Origin of the sequence: Cobetia sp. 1AS1, from assembly GCF_029846435.1 — a bacterium.
Lineage (GTDB): Bacteria > Pseudomonadota > Gammaproteobacteria > Pseudomonadales > Halomonadaceae > Cobetia > Cobetia amphilecti.
The window spans coordinates 558,359-582,538 of record NZ_JARWKU010000001.1 but is presented as its reverse complement, the minus strand read 5'-3'; the positions used below and the strand labels follow the sequence as shown (position 1 = coordinate 582,538).

18 protein-coding genes are annotated in these 24,180 nt (G+C 58.3%); 5 read left to right on the top strand and 13 right to left on the bottom strand.

The features are described 5' to 3' along the window. Positions 1-113 precede the first annotated feature (113 nt). The 4 genes from iolE to QD280_RS02470 all read left to right on the top strand — a co-directional run bounded on the left by iolE (position 114) and on the right by QD280_RS02470 (position 5,295). Positions 114-1,019, top strand: coding sequence for a myo-inosose-2 dehydratase (gene iolE / locus QD280_RS02485; protein WP_192838000.1), 906 nt, complete (start codon positions 114-116; stop codon positions 1,017-1,019). A 198-nt stretch (positions 1,020-1,217) separates the two neighbouring features. Next, positions 1,218-2,723, top strand: coding sequence for a CoA-acylating methylmalonate-semialdehyde dehydrogenase (locus tag QD280_RS02480; protein WP_192837999.1), 1,506 nt, complete (start codon positions 1,218-1,220; stop codon positions 2,721-2,723). An 80-nt stretch (positions 2,724-2,803) separates the two neighbouring features. Further along, positions 2,804-3,634 carry a sugar phosphate isomerase/epimerase family protein gene (locus tag QD280_RS02475; protein WP_192837998.1) on the top strand — a complete coding sequence of 277 codons (831 nt, stop codon included), beginning with the start codon at positions 2,804-2,806 and terminating at the stop codon, positions 3,632-3,634. Between the two features lie 191 nt (positions 3,635-3,825). Continuing rightward, on the top strand, positions 3,826-5,295 hold the full coding sequence (locus QD280_RS02470; protein ID WP_279838196.1) for a sugar porter family MFS transporter: 1,470 nt from the start codon (positions 3,826-3,828) through the stop codon (positions 5,293-5,295). A 156-nt stretch (positions 5,296-5,451) separates the two neighbouring features. Here QD280_RS02470 and QD280_RS02465 read toward each other — a convergent pair whose 3' ends face one another. The 13 genes from QD280_RS02465 to QD280_RS02405 all read right to left on the bottom strand — a co-directional run bounded on the left by QD280_RS02465 (position 5,452) and on the right by QD280_RS02405 (position 22,522). After that, positions 5,452-5,847 (bottom strand): VOC family protein, encoded by a 396-nt coding sequence (locus QD280_RS02465; protein ID WP_192837996.1) that lies wholly within the window; start codon positions 5,845-5,847, stop codon positions 5,452-5,454. Between the two features lie 160 nt (positions 5,848-6,007). Next, the gene (locus tag QD280_RS02460; protein WP_082388443.1) at positions 6,008-7,513 is read right to left on the bottom strand and encodes a sugar porter family MFS transporter; all 1,506 of its coding nucleotides are present in this window, start codon (positions 7,511-7,513) and stop codon (positions 6,008-6,010) included. A 164-nt stretch (positions 7,514-7,677) separates the two neighbouring features. After that, positions 7,678-8,586, bottom strand: coding sequence for a TIM barrel protein (locus tag QD280_RS02455; RefSeq protein WP_279838195.1), 909 nt, complete (start codon positions 8,584-8,586; stop codon positions 7,678-7,680). 143 nt (positions 8,587-8,729) lie between these two features. Then, the gene (locus QD280_RS02450; protein WP_054555846.1) at positions 8,730-9,932 is read right to left on the bottom strand and encodes a Gfo/Idh/MocA family oxidoreductase; all 1,203 of its coding nucleotides are present in this window, start codon (positions 9,930-9,932) and stop codon (positions 8,730-8,732) included. A 99-nt stretch (positions 9,933-10,031) separates the two neighbouring features. Then, positions 10,032-11,882, bottom strand: coding sequence for a 3D-(3,5/4)-trihydroxycyclohexane-1,2-dione acylhydrolase (decyclizing) (iolD, locus tag QD280_RS02445; protein WP_131431787.1), 1,851 nt, complete (start codon positions 11,880-11,882; stop codon positions 10,032-10,034). A 419-nt stretch (positions 11,883-12,301) separates the two neighbouring features. Further along, the gene (locus QD280_RS02440; RefSeq protein ID WP_192837993.1) at positions 12,302-13,066 is read right to left on the bottom strand and encodes an SDR family oxidoreductase; all 765 of its coding nucleotides are present in this window, start codon (positions 13,064-13,066) and stop codon (positions 12,302-12,304) included. A 62-nt stretch (positions 13,067-13,128) separates the two neighbouring features. Further along, a complete protein-coding gene (locus tag QD280_RS02435) occupies positions 13,129-13,911 on the bottom strand; it encodes an aldolase/citrate lyase family protein (protein WP_107335096.1) in 783 nt (260 codons plus the stop codon). Between the two features lie 72 nt (positions 13,912-13,983). Continuing rightward, entirely contained in the window at positions 13,984-14,940 is a 957-nt protein-coding gene (locus QD280_RS02430; protein ID WP_279838194.1) for an SMP-30/gluconolactonase/LRE family protein, read from the bottom strand. Between the two features lie 120 nt (positions 14,941-15,060). Then, positions 15,061-16,788 carry an L-arabinonate dehydratase gene (araD, locus tag QD280_RS02425; RefSeq protein WP_279838193.1) on the bottom strand — a complete coding sequence of 576 codons (1,728 nt, stop codon included), beginning with the start codon at positions 16,786-16,788 and terminating at the stop codon, positions 15,061-15,063. A gap of 138 nt (positions 16,789-16,926) precedes the next feature. Then, complete coding sequence (locus QD280_RS02420) at positions 16,927-18,162, bottom strand: Gfo/Idh/MocA family oxidoreductase (protein WP_279838192.1); 1,236 nt, start codon at positions 18,160-18,162, stop codon at positions 16,927-16,929. A 279-nt stretch (positions 18,163-18,441) separates the two neighbouring features. Beyond that, positions 18,442-19,473 (bottom strand): LacI family DNA-binding transcriptional regulator, encoded by a 1,032-nt coding sequence (locus tag QD280_RS02415; protein WP_054555839.1) that lies wholly within the window; start codon positions 19,471-19,473, stop codon positions 18,442-18,444. 674 nt (positions 19,474-20,147) lie between these two features. Further along, on the bottom strand, positions 20,148-20,342 hold the full coding sequence (locus QD280_RS02410) for a CsbD family protein (RefSeq protein WP_043334054.1): 195 nt from the start codon (positions 20,340-20,342) through the stop codon (positions 20,148-20,150). A gap of 638 nt (positions 20,343-20,980) precedes the next feature. Then, positions 20,981-22,522 carry a carbohydrate porin gene (locus tag QD280_RS02405; protein WP_225996396.1) on the bottom strand — a complete coding sequence of 514 codons (1,542 nt, stop codon included), beginning with the start codon at positions 22,520-22,522 and terminating at the stop codon, positions 20,981-20,983. A 381-nt stretch (positions 22,523-22,903) separates the two neighbouring features. On the opposite strand from QD280_RS02405, the gene QD280_RS02400 reads away from it, so the two are divergent. Continuing rightward, complete coding sequence (locus QD280_RS02400) at positions 22,904-24,172, top strand: ABC transporter substrate-binding protein (RefSeq protein ID WP_248379031.1); 1,269 nt, start codon at positions 22,904-22,906, stop codon at positions 24,170-24,172. The last annotated feature ends 8 nt before the right edge of the window (positions 24,173-24,180 follow it).

Here is a 24,180-nt window from a genome sequence, read left to right as displayed (position 1 = left end):
CACAGGGTCGGGCGACAACAGACAGCCAGTCTCTCCGGCCCTGAAGCTACGCCATGCCGTTGGAGGCCACCGTGTCTCCCTGCACTCTTAATATCTCGAAGAAGGATACCGCCATGAGCATTCGCCTAGGCATCAACCCGCTGACCTGGACCAACGATGACCTTCCGAGCCTCGGTGCCGACACACCGCTGGAAGTCTGTCTCAGCGAAGGCCGCCAAGCAGGTTTTGCCGGTTTCGAGCTAGGAAACAAATTCCCGCGCACACCCGATGCCCTGTCTAAGGTGCTCAATGCTCACGATCTGGCGCTGGTATCTGGCTGGTACTCAAGCCGCCTGCTGGAGCGTAGCGTCGAGGAAGAGCTGGAAGCCCTGAATGATCATCTTCAGCTGCTCAAGACGTGTGGCGCTACTGTCATGGTGTATTGCGAAGTCAGCCGCTGTGTACATGGGGATCAAGACACTCCTGTCTCACGCCGCCCCGTCATGAATGATGCCGATTGGGAGCGTTTAACAACCGGCCTGGATGCTGTCGCAAAAGAGATGGCGTCTCAAGGCGTGGAAATGGCTTATCACCATCACATGGGCACCGTCATCGAGAGTGAAGCCGATGTGGACCGTTTGATGGCCTCCACCCAGCAGGTGAAGCTGTTGCTGGATGCCGGTCACCTGACCTATGCCGGTGGCGATCCCGTCGCTGTGGCACGCAAGCATGGCAACCGCATTACCCACGTCCACTGCAAGGACATCCGTATGGCACTGATGGACAACGCGATCAACCGTGACAAGTCCTTCCTGGATGCCGTACTGGATGGCGTTTTCACCGTGCCGGGAGACGGCGGTGTCGACTTTGCCGCGCTTTTCGCCGAGCTGAAGCGTCAGGGATATGGTCAGCACGATGATCGCTGGCTAGTTGTAGAGGCCGAGCAAGACCCTGCCGTCGCCGACCCGCTGACCTACGCAACGCTCGGTCACGACAATCTGGCTCATCTCGCACGCGAGGCAGAGCTGATCAACGCCTGATTCATCTGCCATTTCAAAGTTATCCGAAATATTTGGGCCGGGATGATGTGGCAACCGCGCTCAACAAATAGAACGGTTCTTATTCCTCTGCGCACGGAGGGAGCCGGCTCTAGGCCACTAGGCTGCATAGACAGCCCGCACGACTCAGATCACTTCGCTTGAGTCAGCGCCAATACCACTCTCCACGAGGACACGTTCATGCAACAGTTACATCACTTCATCAATGGTCAAACGCAACCCGGCGACAGCGGTCGTAATGCACCAGTCTACAACCCGGCCACGGGCGAGCAGTCCGCAAGTGTGTCACTGGCCAGTGCCGAGGAAACCCGCTCCGCCATTGCTGCCGCCAGCGCCGCCTTCCCCGGCTGGTCCAACACCTCAGCCCTCAAGCGCTCACGCATCCTGTTCCGCTTCAAGGCACTGCTGGAAAAGCATAGCGACGAACTCGCCACACTGATTTCGCGTGAGCACGGCAAAGTGCATTCGGATGCGCTCGGTGAGGTGACTCGCGGCATGGAAGTCGTCGAATTCGCCTGTGGCATGCCTCACCTTCAAAAAGGTGAACACTCTCTTAACGTCGGTACCGGCGTAGACAGCCACTCTCTGATGCAACCGCTAGGTGTCTGCGCAGGCATCGCCCCATTCAACTTCCCGGCCATGGTACCGATGTGGATGTTCCCCATTGCCCTGGCAACCGGCAATACCTTCATCATGAAGCCTTCGGAGAAAGATCCCTCTGCTCCGCTGCGCATGGCAGAACTGCTGACAGAAGCCGGACTGCCGCCGGGCGTATTCAACGTCGTCAATGGGGACAAGGAAGCCGTCGATGTCCTGCTGACCGATGAGCGGGTCGAGGCCGTTTCCTTTGTCGGTTCCACCCCGATCGCCGAATACATCTATTCCACAGCTTCTGCACATGGCAAGCGTGTTCAGGCCCTGGGGGGGGCGAAGAATCATATGGTCGTGATGCCGGATGCCGATCTGGATCAGGCCGCAGACGCTCTGATGGGAGCGGCGTACGGCAGTGCTGGTGAGCGCTGCATGGCGATCTCCGTAGCAGTACCGATCGGTGAGCAAACCGCTCAGCGACTGCGTGACAAGATCCTCGAGCGGATGGCCACCCTGCGAGTTGGCCCCGGCGAAGTCGAGGGGCAAGAAAATGACATGGGACCGCTGATCTCGCGCGTGCATGCCGACAAGGTCATCGAGTTCATCGACAGCGGTGTCGAGCAAGGTGCGGAGCTGGTCGTGGATGGCCGTGACATCAAGGTTCCCGGGCACGAGAACGGCTATTTCGTGGGCGCTACCCTCTTTGATCATGTGCGCCCAGATATGCGCATCTATGCCGAAGAAATTTTCGGGCCGGTTTTGTGTCTGGTTCGCCAGGAATCACTCGACGAGGCGATTTCCCTCATCAATGCCCACGAGTATGGCAATGGCACGGCCATCTTCACTCGCGACGGTGATGCTGCCCGCCAATACACCACCCGTATTCAGGTCGGCATGGTCGGCGTAAACGTCCCCATCCCTGTGCCGATGGCATTCCATAGCTTTGGCGGCTGGAAGCGCTCACTCTTTGGTCCGCTTCACATGCACGGCCCGGATGGTGTGCGTTTCTATACCCGCATGAAGGCCGTAACGACTCGCTGGCCGGATGGACTCAGAAGCGAGCAGACAAGCCACTTCACGATGCCAACACTTTGATGTCTCCCTCTGCCATACATCTAATCCTGGCAGGGGGCACTCACTTCCTTCAACAACAATAGCGATCAATGGAGTCATTCATGAAACTAGGTGTCTGCACTTGGACTTTCGGCCCGATCTCTCTGGAAAATACCTTTGAGCGCGTCTCGCGCTTGGGGTTTGACGGTGTCGAGCTGCACGGAGACTTGGAAAGCTTTACTCCCGAGTATGTACTGGGCTTGTGCCAGAAGCACAACCTGCAAGTCTTTTCCCTGACGCCGGGTGACTGTGATCCGGCATCTCCGGATGCATCAGATCGGGAAGCCGCTGATAAGTATTACCGAGATCTTATTGATTTTGCGCATGCAATTGGCGGTGCTCGAGTATCACTCCATGGGTTGGTGGGACGCATCCGCCCCTCCGCAGGTAGCGATCATGCCACTGAATACGGCTATCTCGTTGAATTCCTCAGGCCAATCTGTGCCTATGCTGCAGAGCGGCAGGTACCTTTGGTTTTCGAAGTGCTCAACCGCTACGAATCTCACCTGATCAATACTGGGGAGCAATGCCGCCAACTGATCAAGGATGTCGGCAGCGATCAGCTGAAAGTGTTGCTGGACGCTTATCACATGAACATCGAGGAAGCCGACCCTGTGAAGGCACTGGCGCAGACCGGCCAGCAGCTCGGCCTTTACCACGTCGCAGATTCCAATCGAGGCGGAATTGGCCAAGGCCACAGCGCCCTGCAGCCACAATTCGAACAACTGGCTGAAATGGGTTATCCAGGGCCGATTATCATCGAGGCGCCAGCTATGGGCCCTGACCCCTTCACTCCTGTCAAAGAGGGCGACTACCTCACCAAGCTTGAACATCAGTTGTCACTGAGCGTTACAGCGCTCCGCGAGCAATTCGCCCCCGCTACCGCAATCTAACTTCATAGTGCCCACTATATCGGAGTCAGCCTTATGGCTGGCTCCGGTCTTATCAGGATGGATAGGCCCGCATGGGCCAAGAACGTCAAGACGTCCATCCTCAGAACAGAACAATATCAGGACCGGCCACGCCAACCCGCCGGAACCCTGGCCAACCGCGTCTTGCACAAGCATGACGCTGGAGGACATGCATGCCAGTCACGTCAGGATCGACACATCACAAGACCGGCTTCGAACATCAGGGGCTGACCAAAGGACAACTGGGCTATCTGATTCGTATCACGCTGATTGCAACCCTAGGGGGACTGCTATTCGGGTATGACACCGGCGTCATCTCAGGTGCTATCGGTCCCATCACGGATTACTTCCAATTAGCACCAGCAGAGAAAGGTTGGGCCGTATCGTCTGTGGTTATCGGCTGTATCGGCGGCGCCATCTGTGCAGGCTGGGTCTCTATTCGATTCGGAAGGCGTATGGCCTTCCTGATTGCTGCCATCCTCTTTTTCCTGTCTGCCATTGGCTCAGCGACAGCTACGGACTTCACCGTTTACAGTATCTGGCGAGTCATCGGTGGTATGGCCGTCGGCCTGGCAAGTGTCGTCGCCCCGATGTACATATCAGAAATGTCACCAAGCCACCTGCGAGGCCGCACTGTCAGCCTGTTCCAGCAATCGATCGTCTTTGGTCAGATGGTCGTTTTCTTCGTGAATTACTTCATTGCCAAGGGCATGGCAGAGGCCTGGATCATTGAGCATGGCTGGCGCTGGATGCTGGGATCAGAAGCCTTGCCCGCCCTGTTGTTTGCCATTCTGTTGATGTTCATTCCCGAATCACCTCGCTGGTTGGTCCTCCGTGGACGACACGAGCAAGCACGCGGAGTGTTGGCCAAATTTACCCCTGCCTCTCGTGTCGAGAGCACGCTGAAAGAAATCGTCTCTTCCTATCGTGACGCCACCCTGGAGAATCGCATCAGCCTCAAAGAGCGTGGCCTGCTTGGTTTAGTGGTGCTGGGCTCATTCTTGGCCTGCGCCCAGCAGCTGACAGGAATCAACGTCGTGATGTATTACGCGCCGGAAGTCCTCTCCACCGTAACTTCAAGCAGTGAAGATGCGCTGTTACAAACCTCCATCATGGGTGTGACCTTCGTGGGCGGGAATTTGCTGGGCATGCTACTCATCGATAAGGTCGGCCGCCGTCCGCTGCTGATAGCGGGAAGCATTGGCAGCATGATCGGTATGTGCGCACTAGGGCTGATCATTTCGCGCGATGCCATTGGCTACGGCGCACTACTGGCGCTTATTGTCTATGTCGTTTCCTTTGCTGTCTCTTGGGGCTGCGTATGCTGGACGCTACTGTCAGAAATCTTCCCCAATGCCATCCGCGGCCGTGCAATGGCCATCGCTCTGGCGGCTCAATGGTTCATGGGGTTTGTGGTCACCCAATCCTTCCCCATGCTACGTCAGAGTGAGTTCCTCAACTCGGCCTTCGGCACTGGCTTCAGTTTCTGGCTATATGCCGTCTTGATTTTGCTCAGCATGCTGATCGTGATGCGCTATGTGCCCGAGACCAAAGGCAAGACGCTGGAAGAATTGGAAGATATTACTGGTACACGTCTAAGTAAGCGCCGCCGGGAGCTCGCAAGCGCCAATGCCAGCAGTTGATACTCTACCCTCGCCATCGCAAGACTGACTTGTCGTAACACCTGCCCCTTGCCTGCCATCATTTTGCGATGGCTCGCAAGGGGCAAGTGTTTGAGGCCAGAAACACGCGAACACGATTCGCCTTCTCAGAAGATATCGTGCAAATGGGTTAGGCTCTCATTTCGAGACCTGTAACTCGAACCCGGACTCATCCCGAATCCCCACCCGGTTACCGTCGGGATCATGCAGATGTATGGTCCTGCCCCATGGTGTCTCTTCAATTTCGGCGTCGATACCCCAGGCTTTGACATCTGCCAATGCCTGATCGATATCCCTGACATTGAAGCGTAGCTTGGCGCTACCTTGTTCTGGTGTCTTGCCGCCTTCAATGGCTTTCCCACCCTGCTCGATCATCAGATAGCCCGCCCCATAAGACAGGCAGGTCAGCCTGAAACTGCCATCTTCCTTGCTGAACATCAGCGGCAGTTCGAAAAGACCTTGATAGAAAGCGACACACTCCTCGAACCGTTCTGTATTCAATATCAGGCCATACCGCGCGACGTTATGCTTCATCCATGTGTCCTCTGGCTGTGGCTTGGTGTCCTTTGATCATGCCATCGGTATCGGGGCAGAACGATAGTGCCCGGTGCAAGACATGCTCCCGCCAGCACGTGAAGATTGCCAGCGGGAGTAGATAACGACGGCTTGATGAACAGTCCAGAGCGCTCCTGGTTTACTCAGCGGTCAGTGGCAAGCCCTGACGAGCAAGACGACGGCGACGCTTGCTCAAGCGAGTGCCTGTGATGTTCTCGAGCTCCTCCAATGTCTTGCCCTTGGTTTCCGGCACGTAGCGCAGCACGATCATCAAGCTGATGAAGGTCAGGACAGCGTAGAGCCAGAAGCTGAATCCACCACCGACGAGTTCATTGAGGAAGTCACTCTGGCGCATCATCGGGAAGGTCTGAGTGACGATGAAGCCCAGCAGCCACTGCGCGGCGACGGCCAGTGACATGGCTCGTGCGCGGATGGCATTGGGGAATATCTCGGAGACCAGTGTCCAGCAGACACACCCCCAGGAGATGGCAAACGAGACGACATAGACGATCAGGGCGATCAAGGCGCTGATGCCCGGTTCGCCATTGCCGATCACGACACCCAGGAAAGTCATGCCAACGATGCTGCCCAGGCTCCCCGCAATCAGCAGCGGACGACGGCCAACCTTGTCGATCAGCAGCATGCCCAGCAGGTTACCGGCGACGAAGGTCACCCCCATGATGGAGGTCTGGAACAGGGCATCTTCATTGCTGGAAGTGACGGCGGACAACACATCCGGGGCGTAGTACATCACCACATTGATGCCGGTCAGTTGCTGGGCAGCCGCGATGAAGATCCCGATGGCCACCAGCCCCAGCATCCCCTTGGTACGCAGCGACGCGTGACGCTTGCTCTCATTGTGCTGGAAGGATTTCTGGATCTCGCCCAGCGTGCGTTCAATGGCGTCGCCATGATAGAAGCGCGCCAGGACTCGGCGGGCATCGTCCAAGCGCCCTTTCAGCACCAACCAACGTGGAGATTCCGGCACGAAAGGAATCAGCACCGCAAACAGAATGGAAATGATCGCTTCAGACCCCAGCATCCAGCGCCAGCCGTGATTCAGGATCCAGGTTTCCGCCATGCCCTTGGCAATGAAGTAGTTCACGAAGAACACCACCATCTGGCCAAAGACCACGGATTGCTGGAACAGACTGACGGTGCGCCCTCGCATATACCCGGGTGACATCTCGGAGATATACATCGGTGCCATGACACTGGCCATGCCGACGGCAATCCCGCCGAGAATGCGCCACCAGATGTAGGCATCAAAGGTGCTCGCCAGGCCGGATCCCAGTGCTGACGCCGTGAACATCAACGCTGACAGCATGAAGACGGCCTTGCGCCCATAGGCAATGGACAGCCGTCCGGCGATGAGTGCGCCACCGATACAGCCGATGACCACAGATGAGACTGCCCAGCCCTTCTCGGCGGCGGACAGATCAAAATACTGCGCGATGGGCCCGATGGCCCCGGAGATGACGCCGGTGTCATAACCGAACAGCAGGCCACCCAGGGCGGCCACTAGAATGATCTTGATCAGGAAGACAAGCTGCGCTGGCGTCAGCTTTTCTTGATTGTCGGGTGAGGAGGAATCGGTGGATGCTGAGGGGGTAGCGGTGTCGCTACCGGGGTGTGAAGTGGGCATGACGACCTCTCGTGATCGATTGTTATAGTATTACGAGAACTGCTGAGGCAGGTGTGGCTCGAGTGCTCGTGGCATCTGACGCACCACGCTATCGAGACAAGTCATTGCGGTATCTTCCGTGCCCTGCCGTCTTCTGGCGCGATGACGACAGGGCTTCATGCGGATCAGGCTTCCGCCAGGCCCTTTTCAAGAATGCTGCGTTCAATGAATTCACGACTTTCGCGGGCATTTTCCAGCGCGCTGTTGTCCTTGGTCGGGTCCACGTCCTGCTCGACGGTGATCCAGCCTTGATAGCCGATGGATTCCAGACTCTCGCGAACCGCGTCAAAGTCGACACAGCCCTGGCCCAGCGGGCAGAACACGCCCTGACCAATGGCGGTGTAGAAGTCGATGCCATCCTTCACCACGTTTTCCAGCACCGGCGCCTGAATATCCTTGAAGTGGATATAGGCGACGCGCTCGCCGTAGGTGCGAATCAGCTCGGCGGGGTCGATCCCGGCATAGGTGCAATGGCCAGTGTCGATGCACAGCTTGACCAGGTCAGAGTCCAGCTCTTTCATGGCGCGATCGACTTCATCACGATACTCGATATAGGTGCCGGCATGCGGGTGAAGCACCGGCATCACGTCATATTCCTGACAGATTTCAGCCACTTGGCGGATAGTGACCATCATCTCATTCCATTGCTCATCATTGAGACGTGTCGCGGCTTCCTGCTGGCCAGCCTCATCGGTGCGCGGCGAGCTGACGTGATCGATGATGACCATATAGTTGCCCTGCTGCGGCTTGAGCACTTCACAGGTCGCGCGGGTGTAATCCAGGATTTCCTGACGACGTGACGCGTCATGCAGATGCTTGAAGATGGTACCGGCGATCAGCTCGAGCCCTCGGCTGTCCAACGAGGACGCCAGTGCTGCCTGCTCGGTCGGCAGATAGTTGAGCGGACCCAGCTCCGTCGCCTTGAAGCCGGCGCCGGCGATCTCATCCAGTACGGTCTGCCAGCTGGGGTTGGCGGGATTGTCGGCAAACTCGATACCCCAGGAACACGGCGCGTTGGAAAGCTTGATTTGCATGAGGATGTCCTTCTCTTTGGCGTTGTCGTTGTCTTTTGAAATAACCATCATCAGTAGCGCATTGGCGAAGCGACCTCACAGCAACCGCCAATCCATGGCGGTGATAGCGTCAGAGAGAGGCGCTCCAGATGCCGGCAGTCAGGTCAGAACGCGACCCAGCGATTCTCGTTGTCAGACGATTCCACACAGCACTCCAGCAACCGCACACCTTCGATACCGGCGTCGATATTGGGGAACCAGAGCGACTCCAACTCCTGCTCTGACAGACCGAGATGCTGAGTACTTCTGCCATCACGGCGCGCTTCGGCGCCCTGCATGGCGAGTGCATAGCGGTGATAGACATTGGCCCAGGATTCGAAGAAGCCTTCCGCGTGGCCACCGCCGATGCGGTTGCTGTTCACGGCGCTGTCGCCTTCGGCGAGATAGCCCATGCCACGCTCGAGAATGCGGGCCGGCTCGCCCTGCACTTCCAGACGCAACTGGTTGGGATACTCATCCCACCACTCGATACTGGCCTTCTCTCCCACCACGCGAATCTTCTGCTGGTGCATGGAACCCGCGTTCACGGCGCTGGCCCACAGCGACCCCACCGCACCGTTCTGGTACTGGAGCAACACCTGGGCGTTGTCTTCCAGCGGCGCACGCGAGGCCACGAAACTCTGGCGGTGGCACATCAGGCGTTCGACCTTGAGTCCGGTGATGAACTGGCCGGCATAGAAGATGTGCGTCCCGAGATCCCCCAGCACATAAGTCGGCCCGGAAACAGCAGGACTGGTACGCCACTTGGCGCCGCTGCTGACCTGTTCGACCGGCTGGCTATGGAAGCCATGAGCGAATTGCATGTTGACCATGCGGATCTGCCCCAGCTCACCCGACTGCACCATGGCACGGGCCTGGTGCAGCATCTGATAGCCGCTATAGCCATACATGACACCGAAGACCAGACCGCGCGCCTGTGCTTCGGCCTTGAGCTCCTCGGCCTCGGCAACCGTGAAGGTCACCGGCTTTTCGCAGATCACATGCAGACCGGCCTTGAGCGCTGCCAGGCTGATGGCATGGTGGGTGCTGTTGGGCGTGGCGATGCTGACCGCCTGAATGCCGTCCTCGCGAGCAGCTTCGGCCTCGAACAGGCTGGCGTAATCCGGGTAGCAACGCTCTGGATCGAGTCCCAGGTTGGTGCCGAATTCACGCCCGCGTTCAGCGTCGAGATCGAAGGCACCGGCGACCAGCTGGAACAAGTTGTCACGATGGGCAGCAGCACGATGGGCGTGGCCGATTTCACTGCCACGGCCACCACCGACCATGGCCCAGCGCAGCGGTGCGATATTGTGTTCTTCATTGAACATCAGGGTTCTCCTGCAAATGCATGGGTGCTGGTAATTGGCGTTGTCATTCCAAGCGTGTTCATGAGGCCCGTTGCGGTGTGCGCCAGGCCTCACGCAGAATCAGAGCCCGCGACGCTGATGGACACGGCCGGCATTCATGGCGGTGACCTGCGCTTCATCCACGTCCTCGCGGACGACTTCGGGTAGCCCCACATCCCACCAGCAGTCACAGGAAGACCACTTGCTGGAATCGATATCCACCACGATGACGTAGGTCCGCGGGCTCTCCTTGGCGCGCTGGTAGGCGGCCCGGAAATCACTGATGTCACTCAGGTGCTCACCATAGGCACCTTGCGACTGGGCATGCTTGAGGAAGTCGACGCGTACCAGCTCATCGGCCTGGCTGCGACAATCGGCCAGCATGTTGTTGAAGGACGGATTGCCACTGTTGTTCTGCAGCTTGTTGATGACCGCAAACCCGGCGTTGTCACACACCAGCACGATCATCTTGTGGCCCGTCAGCACCGAGCTGTAGATGTCGGAATTCATCATCATGTAGGAGCCATCGCCGACCAGGACCACGACCTCGTTGTCGGGATTGGCGATCTTGGCGCCCCAGCCGCCCGCCACTTCATATCCCATGCAGGAGAAGCCGAACTCGATATCGAACTTGCCGAGCTGCTTGCTCTGCCAGTTCATGTTGAGCTCTGCCGGCAAGCCACCGGCGGCCGTCAGCACGGTATCGCCGGGTTCCTGCACCGCATTGACGCTGGCAATGACCTGGGCGTAGGACGCCATCTCGCCGGGCGTGATCTCGCCACGGTTGGCGCAAAGGGATTTCCACTCGGCGACCTCAGCCTGGCCCTTTTCCAGCCAGCGCTGATCGGCTTGCCATTCACCCAACCCGGAATCAAGACGCTCCAGCGTGTGGCGAGCATCGCCGATGACCGCCATGGCGCGATGCTTGATGGCATCCATATGCGCCACGTTGACTGACACGATCTTCAGCGCTGGATTACGAAACACCGACCAGGATCCGGTGGTGAAGTCCTGCAGGCGTGTGCCAATGGCCACCAGCACATCACATTGTGCCGCCATGGCATTGGCGGAATTCGAGCCAGTCACACCAATCGGGCCGATATTGCAGGGGTGGGATTGCAGCAGCGAAGAACGGCCCGCAATCGTCTCGACCACCGGAATATTACGACGTTGTGCAAAGTCGGCCAGCAACTGATTGGCTTCGGAATAATGAACGCCACCGCCAGCGATGATCAGCGGCTTCTCCGCCTTTTCCAGCAGGGAAATGGCATCCTGTACAGCACGCGTATCGGCTTCCGGACGACGAATATGATGGATGCATTCTTCGAAGAGTGCCTCTGGATAGTCATAGGCAACGCCCTGGATATCCTGTGGCAATGAAATCATGACCGGCCCGCAATTGGCGGGGTCCGTCAGCGTCGCGATCGCTGTCGGCAAGGACTGCATGATCTGTGCGGGATGAGTGATGCGATCCCAATAGCGAGTGACGGGCTTGAAGGCATCATTGACGCTCAGGCCTGGTTGATGGGCATGCTCGACCTGCTGCAGCACCGGGTCTGGCAGGCGTGAGACATGGGCATCGCCGGCGAACATCAGCAACGGAAGGCGGTTGGTGTGCGCGATACCCGCAGCCGTGATCATGTTGGTGGCACCCGGCCCGATGGAGGTGCTGGCGATCCCGATGCGCTGGCGCTTGTTGGCCTTGGCGTAGGCAACGGCGGCAACCGCCATGGACTGCTCATTCTGGCCGCGCCAGATCGGGATCGTGTCCTGGATGTTGTGCAGCTGCTGCCCCAGACAGGTCACGTTACCGTGGCCAAAGATGGCGAACCCGCAACCGAACAAGGTCTCGACACTGCCATCGAGTTCAATCTTCTGCGCAGCCAGGTATCTGGCGATGGCTTCGGAGACGGTCAATTTTATCGTTTTCATTCCTCTCTCCCGACGAGCATATGGCGTTGTTTTATTGTGTGCATTCAGGTCGAAAAATCCGCACCTGAAGCTCAGTGATGATGACGTAGGAAAATGATGGTCAGCGCTGAATTCTTCGCCGTTTGAAAAGACACTAGCAGCGCCTGAAAACGTTTTCACCTTCATTTTCAAAAAAAGTGCTTTCCTTGGATCAAAGTTCAATAAGGATGTCTTGGCATGATTGAAGCAGCCTATAAAACTGTCGCTTCGATCACCCTTATCCTATTGATCATCCCAAGGAGCACTCGATACCACTCCGGCGAAAGCCGCCATCTCGTTGCCAGTGGCGCTGGCACGAAAAGCGCTTCATGGGGAGTGATGCATGCAAAACGCAGCCTCCCAAAACGCTCTGCGAAAACGCCATGACCACTTCAGCATGGCTAGACGAGGCCACCATCCACGATATAGGTCTGGGCCGTCATCATGCGACTGTCATCCGCTGCCAGGAACAACACCATCCGAGCCACATCCTCGGGCTGTACCCGCTGGTGCAGGCTCTGATTTTCCAATACCTGCTTCTCCAGCTCGGGATTCCACCACAGCGCCTTCTGACGCTCGGTAATGATCCACCCCGGCAGCACGGTATTGACGCGAATCCCCGCATCTCCCATGTCACGCGACAAGGTGCGCGTCAGACCGATGGTGGCCGCCTTCGCGCTCGAATAGGCCGAGATGTCCCGCGAGCGACGCAGGAAGCTGGGCGAGCTGAAATTGATGATCGACCCGCCGCCCGCCGCCTGCATCCCGGCAAAGACTGCCTGACAAGCAAACACCACATGGCGAAGATTGGTGGCCTGAAGGTCATCCCATGTCTCGACATCCAGCTCCGTGAGCGGTACCCGGGTATCACGCGCGGCATTGTTGACCAGGGCCCCTATCGGCCCCCACTCATCTGCTGCAGCCTCGATGACCGTGCGCAGCTGCTGGATGTCAGTCACATCGCAATGTCGGTAATGCACCTCTCCTCCCTGATCGGTCAGACGCGCCGCCAGGGCCTCGCCTGAGGCATCATCGATATCGATGAAACTCACTCGCGCCTGCTGCTCACAGAAATGCTCTACCAAGGTCGCGCCGATGCCGCTGGCGCCGCCACTGATGAAGACATGCCGGCCTTCCAGGCTGGGATAACGTGCGAACTGATTCATTTTGCCTCTCCTCTGATAGCGTATCGCTGGCTCAGGCGAACGACTGCCACGGCCAGGTGCATTCAATAGCCTTCACAATGATTCGCGCTGCGCTCCATGTCCTTCAGTACTGCCTGTGCCCCTGCCATCAACAGACGTGTATCGGCTCCGACCGTGACCAGATCACAGCCACGCGCCAACATCCGTCGCGCATGCGCGGCACTGCCGTTGTGAATACCGATGACGCTGCCGTGCTGCCGAGCCCGTGCGACAATCTCGTCGATCAAGATATCCATGGGGCCATCACCGTGATCGAACCCAGGTGTGTGCCCGTGTGACAACGCCAGATCCGCAGGGCCGATATAGATGCCATCCAGCCCCTCGACGGCCAGAATCTCTTCCAGGTTCGCCACGCCTTCGCGGGTCTCGATCATGCCCAGCACCAGCATCTCGTCATTGGCATGCTTCGCATAATCCGCTCCGCCATACAGCATGGCGCGATGAGGGCCAAAGCTGCGCATCCCCAGCGGGGGATAACGACAGGCGGCCACCAGTGCCCTGGCGTCATCGGCCGTGTTGATCAAAGGCGCGATCACGCCATAGGCCCCCGCATCCAGCACCTTCATGATCAACCCCGGCTCCAGGCTTGGCACTCGGACAAGCGGGACGGTGTCAGTGGTGGAGATGGCCGTCAGCATCGGCAGCAGATCGCTGTAATCGATCACCCCGTGCTGCATGTCGATGGTCAGGCTGTCCCAGCCCTGATGGGCCATGATCTCTGCCGAGAAGGCACACGGCATGGAGAGCCAGCCATTCACGACGCCCTCTTTTTGGGCAATGCGTTGCTTGAGGCGATTGAGGCGCATGGGGTCTCCCTCTGGAATTCATCAACGGTGGAGGTCACAAGGGACGGGGCACAAGAGCAGTCACAAGGTCAGTCACGCGTGAGGTTCACGGGTCGTGTCCAGGGAGGGTGAGCGTTCTCCATTCAGCACGTCGGGTGATGCTGGAGAGCGAGAGGCAAAGGTGGCGATGGGGACACCCGGCACCTCGACCTCCAGCGCGAAGACACTGCCAGACAAGGGGGCTGCGGCCAGTGCCTCAGGGCTCATGCCCTTGCGCAAGGTGGTCACGAACAGCGTTGTCATATCGGCCCCGCCAAAGCACGGCATGGTCGGGCCGGGGCATGGCAGGCGGACCTGGCGCGCCAGACGTCCCTGGGCATCCCAATAATTGAGGACTCCGCCAAAGACACCTGCACTCCAGTAGCCTCCCGCCATATCCATCGCCCCACCGTCGGGGCGACCGTGCAGTGCAGGCTGGGTCTCGGCAAACACTCGCGGCGTTCCCATGACACCATTTTCCGGGCAGTAGTCCGCGACATGGATCGTGTCGCGCCGCGTATCCGCAAAATGCATGCGCCGTCCATCAGCACTCCAGGCCAGTCCATTGGCGACAATGAGGCCTGAATGCAGACAATGCGTCTCGCGCTCAGGCGTGACCGAGTAGAAATGCCCCAACGGCCGGGAGCGGCTCGCTTCATCCATGGTGCCGATCACGAACTGTCCATTCGGTGCGACCTTGCCGTCATTGAAGCGCGTGCCAGCCAACGGCTCACCGGGTGGGCAGGCCAGGAACTCCAGTGCACCCGACTCGAAATCGAGCAGATGGATACCCGAACGCATGGCAACGATCAAACGCCCATCGGCACAGCGCCCGAAGGCACCCAAGGTCTCTGGCAGCACGCGACGCTCTCGCTTGCCATCACTCAGGCAGTAGCGCTCGATCGCCGGGGCATAAAGGTCCGCCCATAACAGGCTGTTGCGACTGGCATCCCAGACCGGGGATTCACCCAATTCCGCCCGGCTCTCTATCAACAGTTCGATTTCCGCCATTTCCTGGACTCCCGTCGACGATGGCTATGGCACATGCGTGGATACCCCTGCGGGCTTACACCTTCTATCTCTCTGCCCCCGATACCCTCGACCTTATCTCCCTGCTTCAGGCAGCGGCGCTCAATAGATATCGGGCTCAGGGGTACTGCCAGGTGCACCATTGGCAAAGTCGAAGTCACAGCCTTCATCTGCCTGGGTGACATGCGATTTGTAGAGAGAGGCATAGCCATGAGGGTGCCGGTCCTTGGGCGGCTGCCAATCTGCCAGTCGACGTTGGATCTCCTCCTCATCGACCATCAGGTCCAGCCGCCGATTGGGGACATCCACGGCGATGATGTCGCCGGTCTTGACGATGGCCAACGGTCCGCCGACGGCGGCTTCAGGCGCCACATGCAGAATGCAGCTCCCGTAGCTGGTGCCACTCATGCGCGAGTCGGAGATACGCAGCATGTCGCGCACGCCCTGTTTCAGCAGCTTGGCCGGAATCGGCATCATGCCCCACTCCGGCATGCCGGGGCCGCCCACCGGTCCGCCATTCTTGAGCACGATGATGCTGTCAGCCGTGACCGGGAGGTCTTCATCATCGATATGCGCCTTGAGGTCGGCGATATTCTCGAACACATAGGCAGGCCCTTGATGGACATGCAGACGAGGGTCCGCCGCGGTCGGCTTGATGATGGCCCCCTTCGGCGCCAGGCTGCCGGTCAGTACGGCAGTCCCGCCCGAGGCATTGACCGGCGTGTCCAGCGGGAGAATGACTTCCGGGCGCCAGACCTTGGCGCCCTCGATGTTGTCGCCCAGGGTGCGGCCGGTCACGGTCATGGCGGAGAGCTTCAGCTCACTGCCGATGTTCGTCATCAATGCCGGAAGCCCTCCGGCATAGAAGAAGTCTTCCATCAGATATTCGCCGGAAGGCTTGAGGTTCAGCACCAGCGGCACACGACGCGATATCTCGTTGAAGCGCTCCATCGGCAGCGTGATTCCGAGACGACGTGCCATGGCCACGATGTGGATGATGGCGTTGGTCGAGCCACCGATCGCCATGTCGACAGCAATCGCGTTATCAAAGGAGGCCTCGCTCATGACATCGGTCGGCTTGAGATCTTCCCAGACCATTTCCACCGCTCGCTTGCCGCTGGCGTAGCACATACGGTTGTGATTGGCGTCCACCGCGGGGATGCTTGAGGCCCCCGGCAGGCTCATGCCCAGCGATTCACCGATCGACATCAGCGTTGCCGCCGTGCCCATGGTCATGCAAGTGCCCGGAGAGCGGGCAATCCCATTCTCGATCTCGTTCCAGTCACTCTGACTGACGTTGCCGATACGTCGCTCATCCCAGTACTTCCAGACATCCGTACCGCTCCCCAACACCTGACCACGGTAATTGCCGCGCAGCATGGCACCAGCGGGGACATAGATGGTCGGCAGATTCATGGAGATCGCGCCCATGAGCACGCCCGGCGTGGTCTTGTCACACCCGCCCATGACCACGGCGCCATCCACGGGGTAGCTGCGCAGCAATTCCTCGACTTCCATGGCCAGCATGTTGCGATACATCATGGCGCTGGGTTTCATCAATTGCTCACCCAATGACATGGCAGGCAGTTCGACAGCAAAGCCCCCCGCTGCCGTGATACCACGCTTGATATCCTTGACCCGCTCAGGAAAGTGAGAATGGCAGGTATTGAGGTCGTTCCAGGTATTGATGATGGCGATCACCGGCTTGCCGACGAACTCCTCTCCCCAGTAACCCATCTGCTTGACGCGAGAGCGATGCCCGAAAGAGCGCAGGTCATCCTGCTTGAACCAGCGATTACTGCGCAGATCGTCGACCCCTTTCCTGTTCATCCCGTACTCCTTACAACGTAATTGACCGAACAATGGCGTAGCAGAATCCGCACCGGCTACCTCGAGGGCGGCCCGTCATTGCGTCATTCCTGAATGAAGTGGCGTTGGCTATCTCAATTCAACAGCCGAATCAGCGCGTCAATTGACTGTCCGCCGTGAGGGGAGAGACACCCAATCGCCGTTGCGTCGACTGGAGTCGAGCGCGGTGGCGGCGAACTCGACACCACGCACCCCACTGCGCAGGTCGGGATACCAGCAGGCCAATGGGTGCGGCTCAGTCCCCTGCTGGCAGGCAGTGATGTCCTCATGGAGATCGCTATACAGGGAAGAAAAGGCTTCGCGATAACCTTCGGGGTGTCCAAAGGCCACACGAGAGATACGCGTGGAGGCTTCATGAAGTCCTGCTGCCCCTTTGGAGAGCAGCACAGGAGCGCCATCAAGACGGCGGAACAGGAGCTGATTGGGGGTTTCCTGATGCCATTCGAGCCCCCCGAGACTGCCGAAGATACGGAAGCTCAGGCCATGCTCGGCGCCGGCAGCCGCCTGGGTAATCCACATCAGGCCGCGGGCACCATTGCCATAGCGCAACATTACGTTGGCATTATCGTGCGCTTCGCGTCCGGCCACGCTGGCCGTGACATCGGCACTCAATTCACTGGTCTCAAGCCCGGAAACATACTCGAGCATATGAAAGGCGTGGGTCGCGATATCATTGAGTATCATCGACTCCCCCGCGATGGCGGGGTCCATATGCCAGTCGTGGCCTGCCTTTTCCGCATCCGTCAGGCAGGCCAGGTGCCCCTGAACGTAGTCACACTGCAGCTGACGGATTTCACCGAGCTCGCCATTCTCGATCATGGCGCGTGCCTGACGCACCATGGGATAACCGGTATAGCCATAGGCCATGCAGAAGCGCAGCCCTGCCCGCTCGGCAATCGCTTCAAGCTCGCGAGCCTGAGCCGGATCATTGACCAGCGGCTTTTCACAGACGACATGAAAGCCCAGCTCCAGAGCCAGCTTGGCCAGGACGAAGTGACTATCGTTGGGCGTGAGAATGGCGATCACCTCAGCACCATCTTCGCGGGCAGCTTCCTCGCGTAGCAGTGATTCACCATCGCCATAACCACGTGCGATGTTGAGTTGTTCCGCCTGCTGGCGAGCACGCTCGGGATTCGATGACAGCGCACCGGCGACGACACGATACCGTCCATCCATCTGCGCCGCCGCACGATGGACCTGACCGATGAAAGACTGAACGCCTCCCCCGATCATCCCCATGCGCAGCACTTTGGGGGCCAAAGTGCTCGACTGGTGTTCCGCTGTCTGCTGTGAGCTTGAACGGTGGTCGAGTGAGGGCGGTGTCTGCTGAGTCATTGGGCGTCTCGGCTTCAGGCGTGGATGGCGTTATTGTTCTATCGCGTACCACAGGGGCTTTTCCTTGGCTTTGGTACGCTGCATATCAAGCAGCCTAGCGCAGCCAAACCGGCTTTGAAAATGTTTTCAAAGCCATTTAGACCAAGGGACGAGAAAGAACGAAAATCCACCGATGTGCCAACGAATCGCCAGTATTCCAGGCGGACTACCAAGAGAGTGCTGCTCCGCCACCAGAGAAGATTTCACGAGAAAACTATCAAGCGTTCTGCAGTGCGCGTGTCAGTTGACGTGACGAGTCGACCCGCGTTGCGTGATCTGACACGGCATGATGACCCGACTGGGCGCCATGCCACCTTGCTTGATGCGCGCGAACAACAACGACACCGTCTTGTTGACCATTTCCGTGAATGGCTGGCAGATCGTCGTCAGATCATAGGATTTGCTTGAGGCAAAGCGAATGTCATCCACCCCGACGATACCGATATCCTGTGGTATGCGGTGCGAGAACTCATGACGTATGGCGTCCATGCCGCCACATGCCATGATATCGTCAAAGTAGAAGATGCTATCAGGAATGACCTCCGCCTCTGCGAACAACTCACAGGTGGCTTCATAACCCGCATCGTAGCTGTGGCGATGTCCTTCCCCCACGCCATGCAAGGTCAGCCCGCGCTGCTCCAGCCGCTCGATGAAGCCACGCTTTCTATCCAGCGTGGCCTGCTCCTTGGTCGACGCCCCCACATAGGCCAGCCGACGATAACCGAGATCAATGAGATGATCTGCTGCCATGCGCCCCATCTCGACATCGTCACAGGTCACCACACAGGCGCCGGAGTCTTCTCCATCACGCCCGAATATGGCCACAGGCGTATTCTGCTTCGCACAGGCCTCGACCAACTCCGGCGGCACCGATGCAGAAGTGACGATCAAGGCATCGACATGATATTCCATCACCAACGAGACAGCCTCCGAGATGCTTTTCTCGGTATTCACGTTGATCAATAAGGTGTGGCAGTTATGCCGCTGAATCGCAGCAGAAAATTCGCTGAGAATCGCCAGGTAGACAGGGTTCTCGAAATTGGTCACGAGAATCCCGATCAGGCTGGATTGCGACTTGATGCCTCGTGCCAGACGATTCGGCTTGTACCCCATTCGCTCGGCTACCGCCAGGATCCGGCTACGCATCTCGGGGGAGCTGCTGCCTTCAGGATTCATTGCCCGAGAGACCGCCGCAATCGAGACGTTGGCCTCCTTGGCAACTTCAGTGATGGTGACACGCTTGGATGAGGATATGTCCTCGGACTTCTTCATGCTCACTCCCTAACGGGGCTCAATGCTCAACATCTCATCAAGGCATTCCACCCCACATTGGATAATCATTGGCCGACCATACCGCGGATCACGCAAGCATGCAGCAGGCGTATGATGAAGAATACAGCCATATCACGTTGGCTTTGACGTGTGCCACCAGGGATTCAATAGCCGCCTTTCGATAACACGACCCTGGCGACTATCTCTGGCAGCACGACGGCTCAGGACCACAGTAGAACTGACGCAACAGCCGATGCATCGGTTGCTGGAGCCTCGTCGTGGCACACCCAGACGATGACCCTGGATACGACTCGGAGGTCGCCAATCACGAAGATGTGCAAAGGGCTTTGACAGTAAATGTATTGCTATGCCCTCTATAGCCCCACCTGGCGAGGGACCAAGGAGAATATCAATGGCTTGACACGCCAGTACTTCTCCAAGGGGCAGTCTCCAAGAATGTCAGTAATACTGAGCTACGCAAGGTGCGTCGAGAAACGGAATGACCATTCTCGACAGCGCCTCGGCTATCGAATAGCCATCCCAAGTATTCTCGAGAGAATGTTCTAAAACCCTGTATACCATGCGTGCTGCTCTTGTTGCTGGAGCTCAGACACAAAAAACCGATGCCTGCAAAGCGCAAGCATCGGTAACATGGAATATATATTAAAAAAGCTTTACGAATCGGACAGTTTATTCCATTCCTTTTCAGCGTCTTCTTTGTTCATGCCATAACGCTCTTGAACCTTTCCGACAAAGTGCTCCTTGCGACCCGCAATTTCGTCGACATCTTCATCTGTAAGCTCTCCCCAACCTTCGCGGACCTTACCTTTGAGTTGCTTCCACTTACCTTCGGCGATATCACTATTCATGGCAGTCTCCTAAATCAAACAGATAATGCGACAAATAAAAATCAACCAATGACCAGTCACATGCTGTGATTGAGCCTCATGGCAGGCCACGAATATAAGCTAGCACAGATATTAGGGCTCAACAACAGCCCTACCGCTTCACCTCATTGGTGGCGCGACCACTGACTTTACATAAAATATAGCGCGAGCCAGCCGACTCAATACAACATCATCGACAGAAAGTTCCCTTCATCTTTCCGTGACATACTGTCATTCCCCTGCCTTCAAAAATCAATATGAAAACTGCCATTAAATATATAAGGAGGAAATATTCAGCATAACCTATCAACAACTCACTATAAGGTGCCGGATGATCGATTCTTACAATGAACCTATCCTTTATTGGCCTCTCGTATACCCAACAAGCAATTCATACAGAAAAGGCATCATGGGTATCAAGCTGCACAATCAAGAGACAACGACACCGAAAATTCATGCCGACTTCCTAAGCAGCTCCTTCCAGCATTACGAACAAGATCTCGCTCGTCAGTTTTCGGTCAGCGTCTCAACCATCCAGCGATGGCGTTACAAAAAACCCGCGGCTAACCGCGGGCAAGATCGAAACACTGGCAGACGATGATCAGCTTGGCATCCTGCTCCTAGAACCATACCTCGCTCTGGACACCGAAGGCCCATTCGCCTCCCGTGAAGCCTGCACTCCCGAGGGCATCGTCTTCGGAGTAATCATTGAGCTCCTCATCCCAGTCACTCCAGGACGCGAACAGGCGAATTTCCGGACGCTTCCAGAAGCCACCGACTTCAGGCTTGAAGGTCGGTGCAATGGTGAACTTGCGATACCCGCCTTCCACGGCAGTGCCTGTCGAGCCTGGGTCCAGGTCCATCCATTGATAGCTCAGCTCGTACTGCATCTCGAAATTCGTCGTCAGCTCATTGGCCAGACGCGCATTGAAGGTCGCCCAGGAATACTCATCTCCGTCGTCGTAGCGATCTTTGCTCACCTCTGCCAGAACGGCTGGTGCGAAGCGCCACTTGGGTGCGAGATAGGTCGTGCCGTAAAGCCCCAGGCGAGTAGAGGTGGCGTCATCCGTCAGGTTCCCGTCAGCCCCGATGACCTTGGTCTCCGCGCCGAGCCCGCGGCCATGCAGCACGGCGGCCTTGAAGCTGCCATCGGCGAGGCCAAAGAAGCTGTCGCCATGGTAGGCCAGCATGGTGTGGAAGCCGGAATCGGCCGCTTCGGCCCCCGTGTCCATGGCGCGCTCTTCATTGTCTGCCGCCGACAGGGCACTGACCATCCACTGCCAGTGGCCGACATAGTTGTTCATGGTGAACGTCAGGTTGTCGGTATTACCGCCAGTATCGGAGTCCTCTGTCGGGTATTCACTGTAACTGCGCCCGTAGACCGAGAAGTTGGCTTTCCAGTCATCGGCAAGCTGGACGTCGTAGATACCTGCGCCGGTCCCGGCGAGGAAGATGAAATCGCTGTCTAGCCAGTGGATATCGAAGTTGTCCCGATCGAAGCGCTTGCCCGCCCAGATGGAGGAATTCTCGAAGGCGCCGGTAAAGCTCGGCAGATCGCTCAACTCCACGAAGACCTGTCGTACGTTCAGACTGGACTCGTCCGAGGTCCAGTCGTTACTGGTCTCTACTCCGTCGGCAATCATGGTGCGGTAAAGCGCCTTCGTCCCGTTGTCGTAGCGGGTCTTGTAGTTGAATACCGACTCGACGTAGGTGTCGGGCTCGTTCCCCAGCCGCCCGACCGCCCCGCCCACCGAGCCCGCCGGCGTGAGATAGGGGCCGCCTTCGATGCTCTTGCCTCCTTCGCCGATCAATAGCCCAGAGCGGGCATAGGCATTGAAGGAGAAACCTTCTTCGCCACTGGCCTGGCGCTCGACGGCCGCCAGACGCTCTTCGAGGTCCTCGGTCTGCGCGGTCACGCGCGCGGGTTGATCAGCCTCATTCGACTGGCGCTGAACGGCCATCGCGCGCTCTGCCTCGGCGGCGCGACGCTCAGCCGCTCTGGCCCGTTGTTCGGCGTCATCGATACGCTGTTCCAGCTCTGCGAGCCGCGCCTCGATATCGCCTGTCCCGTCGGCATTGGCGAGTCCACTGGTGCTCATGACCGCTATGGCAACGGCCATGACGAGTGGGGTCTTGAGCGGGTGCTGAGGGGGAGTTGTCATGTTGAAGAGAGCCTTTGTTGTTGTTGACGAATCACTCGCTTGGCGATGATCAGCGAAGTGGCGCCCGAATCATTGGCGTTGGCGTTGGAGGGGTGGCCACATTCACTTAATCGTTTAAGACCCTAGTGGCAATCCGGCGCTCCAGACACACGACTTATGTCGAAATTCGACCAAAGGGGAGCGATCACCGCGTAAAACTCCCATTTCTGGCGACATATCGGTGACAGCAAGACCAAAGTTCAGGTTGCGGATATCGACGCCAATCGCTTGACTGTGACTACGCCTTAATCGATTAAGAAACCACCATCAGACGACGTTGTGACTCTCCCCCACCCAGACGTCCGATGCGGGTCAAACAACAACAAGTGACGAGGATCCACCATGCAACGCAAGACGCTAATCGCCTCAAGCTTCGCCCTGCTGGGAGCAGCCACCACCGCCCCTGCCATGGGCGCGGACCTGACCATCTCCTGCGGTGCGGTCGGGGCCGAACTGGAACTCTGTGAACAGGGCGTCGCTGCCTGGGAAGACAAGACCGGCCATGAGGTCGATATCGTCTCCACGCCCAATTCCTCGACGGAACGCCTCTCGCTCTACCAGCAGATTCTGTCAGCGCAGTCCGGTGACATCGACGTCTTGCAGATCGATGTGGTCTGGCCGGGCCTGCTCGGCAATCACCTGCTTGATCTGCACCAGACGCTCGGCGAAAAGGCAGCGCAGGGCCACTTCAAGACCATCATCGACAACAACACGGTCGATGGCCGCCTGGTGGCCATGCCCTGGTTCACGGATGCCGGGGTGCTCTACTACCGCAAGGACCTGCTGGAGAAATACGGGTTCGCACCTCCCGAGACATGGCAGGAGCTGACAGAGACTGCCACGCAGATCCAGGCCAAGGAACGCGAGGCCGGCAGCGAGAAGATGTGGGGTTACGTCTTCCAGGGGCGTGCCTATGAGGGCCTGACCTGCAATGCGCTGGAATGGGTCGCCAGCAACGACGGTGGCGCCATTGTCGATGCCGATGGCGAGATCACCGTCGACAACCCCAATACGGCCTCCGCTCTCGACCTGGCCGCCAGCTGGATCGGCGAGATCACCCCGCAGGGGGCGCTCAATTATTCCGAGGAAGAAGCCCGCGGCATCTTCCAGTCCGGCAACGCCGTCTTCATGCGCAACTGGCCCTACGCCTGGTCGCTGACCCAGAGCGATGACAGCAAGGTGGCTGGCAAGGTCGGGGTGGTCAAGCTGCCTCACGGCGCCGAGGGAGAAAGCGCAGCGGCGCTGGGCGGCTGGAACCTGGCGGTCTCGAAGTACAGCGAGAACCCCGAGCTCGCCTCACAGCTGGTGGCCTTCCTCACCGGTGAGTCCGAGCAGAAACGCCGGGCCATCCAGGCCGCCTACAACCCGACCCTCACGGCGCTGTATCAGGATGAAGAGGTGCTCACCGCCGTGCCCTTCTTCGGCACGCTCTACGACACCTTCACCAATGCCGTGGCACGTCCGTCTGCCGTCACCGGTGACAACTACGGCCAGGTCAGCAACGCCTTCTTCAATGCGACCCACAGTGTGCTGAGCGGCGAGCAGAGCGGCGCCCAGGCCGTGGCTCAGCTGAAGGGCGAGCTGGCTCGCATCAAACGTCGTCGCTGGTAACCCGGGAG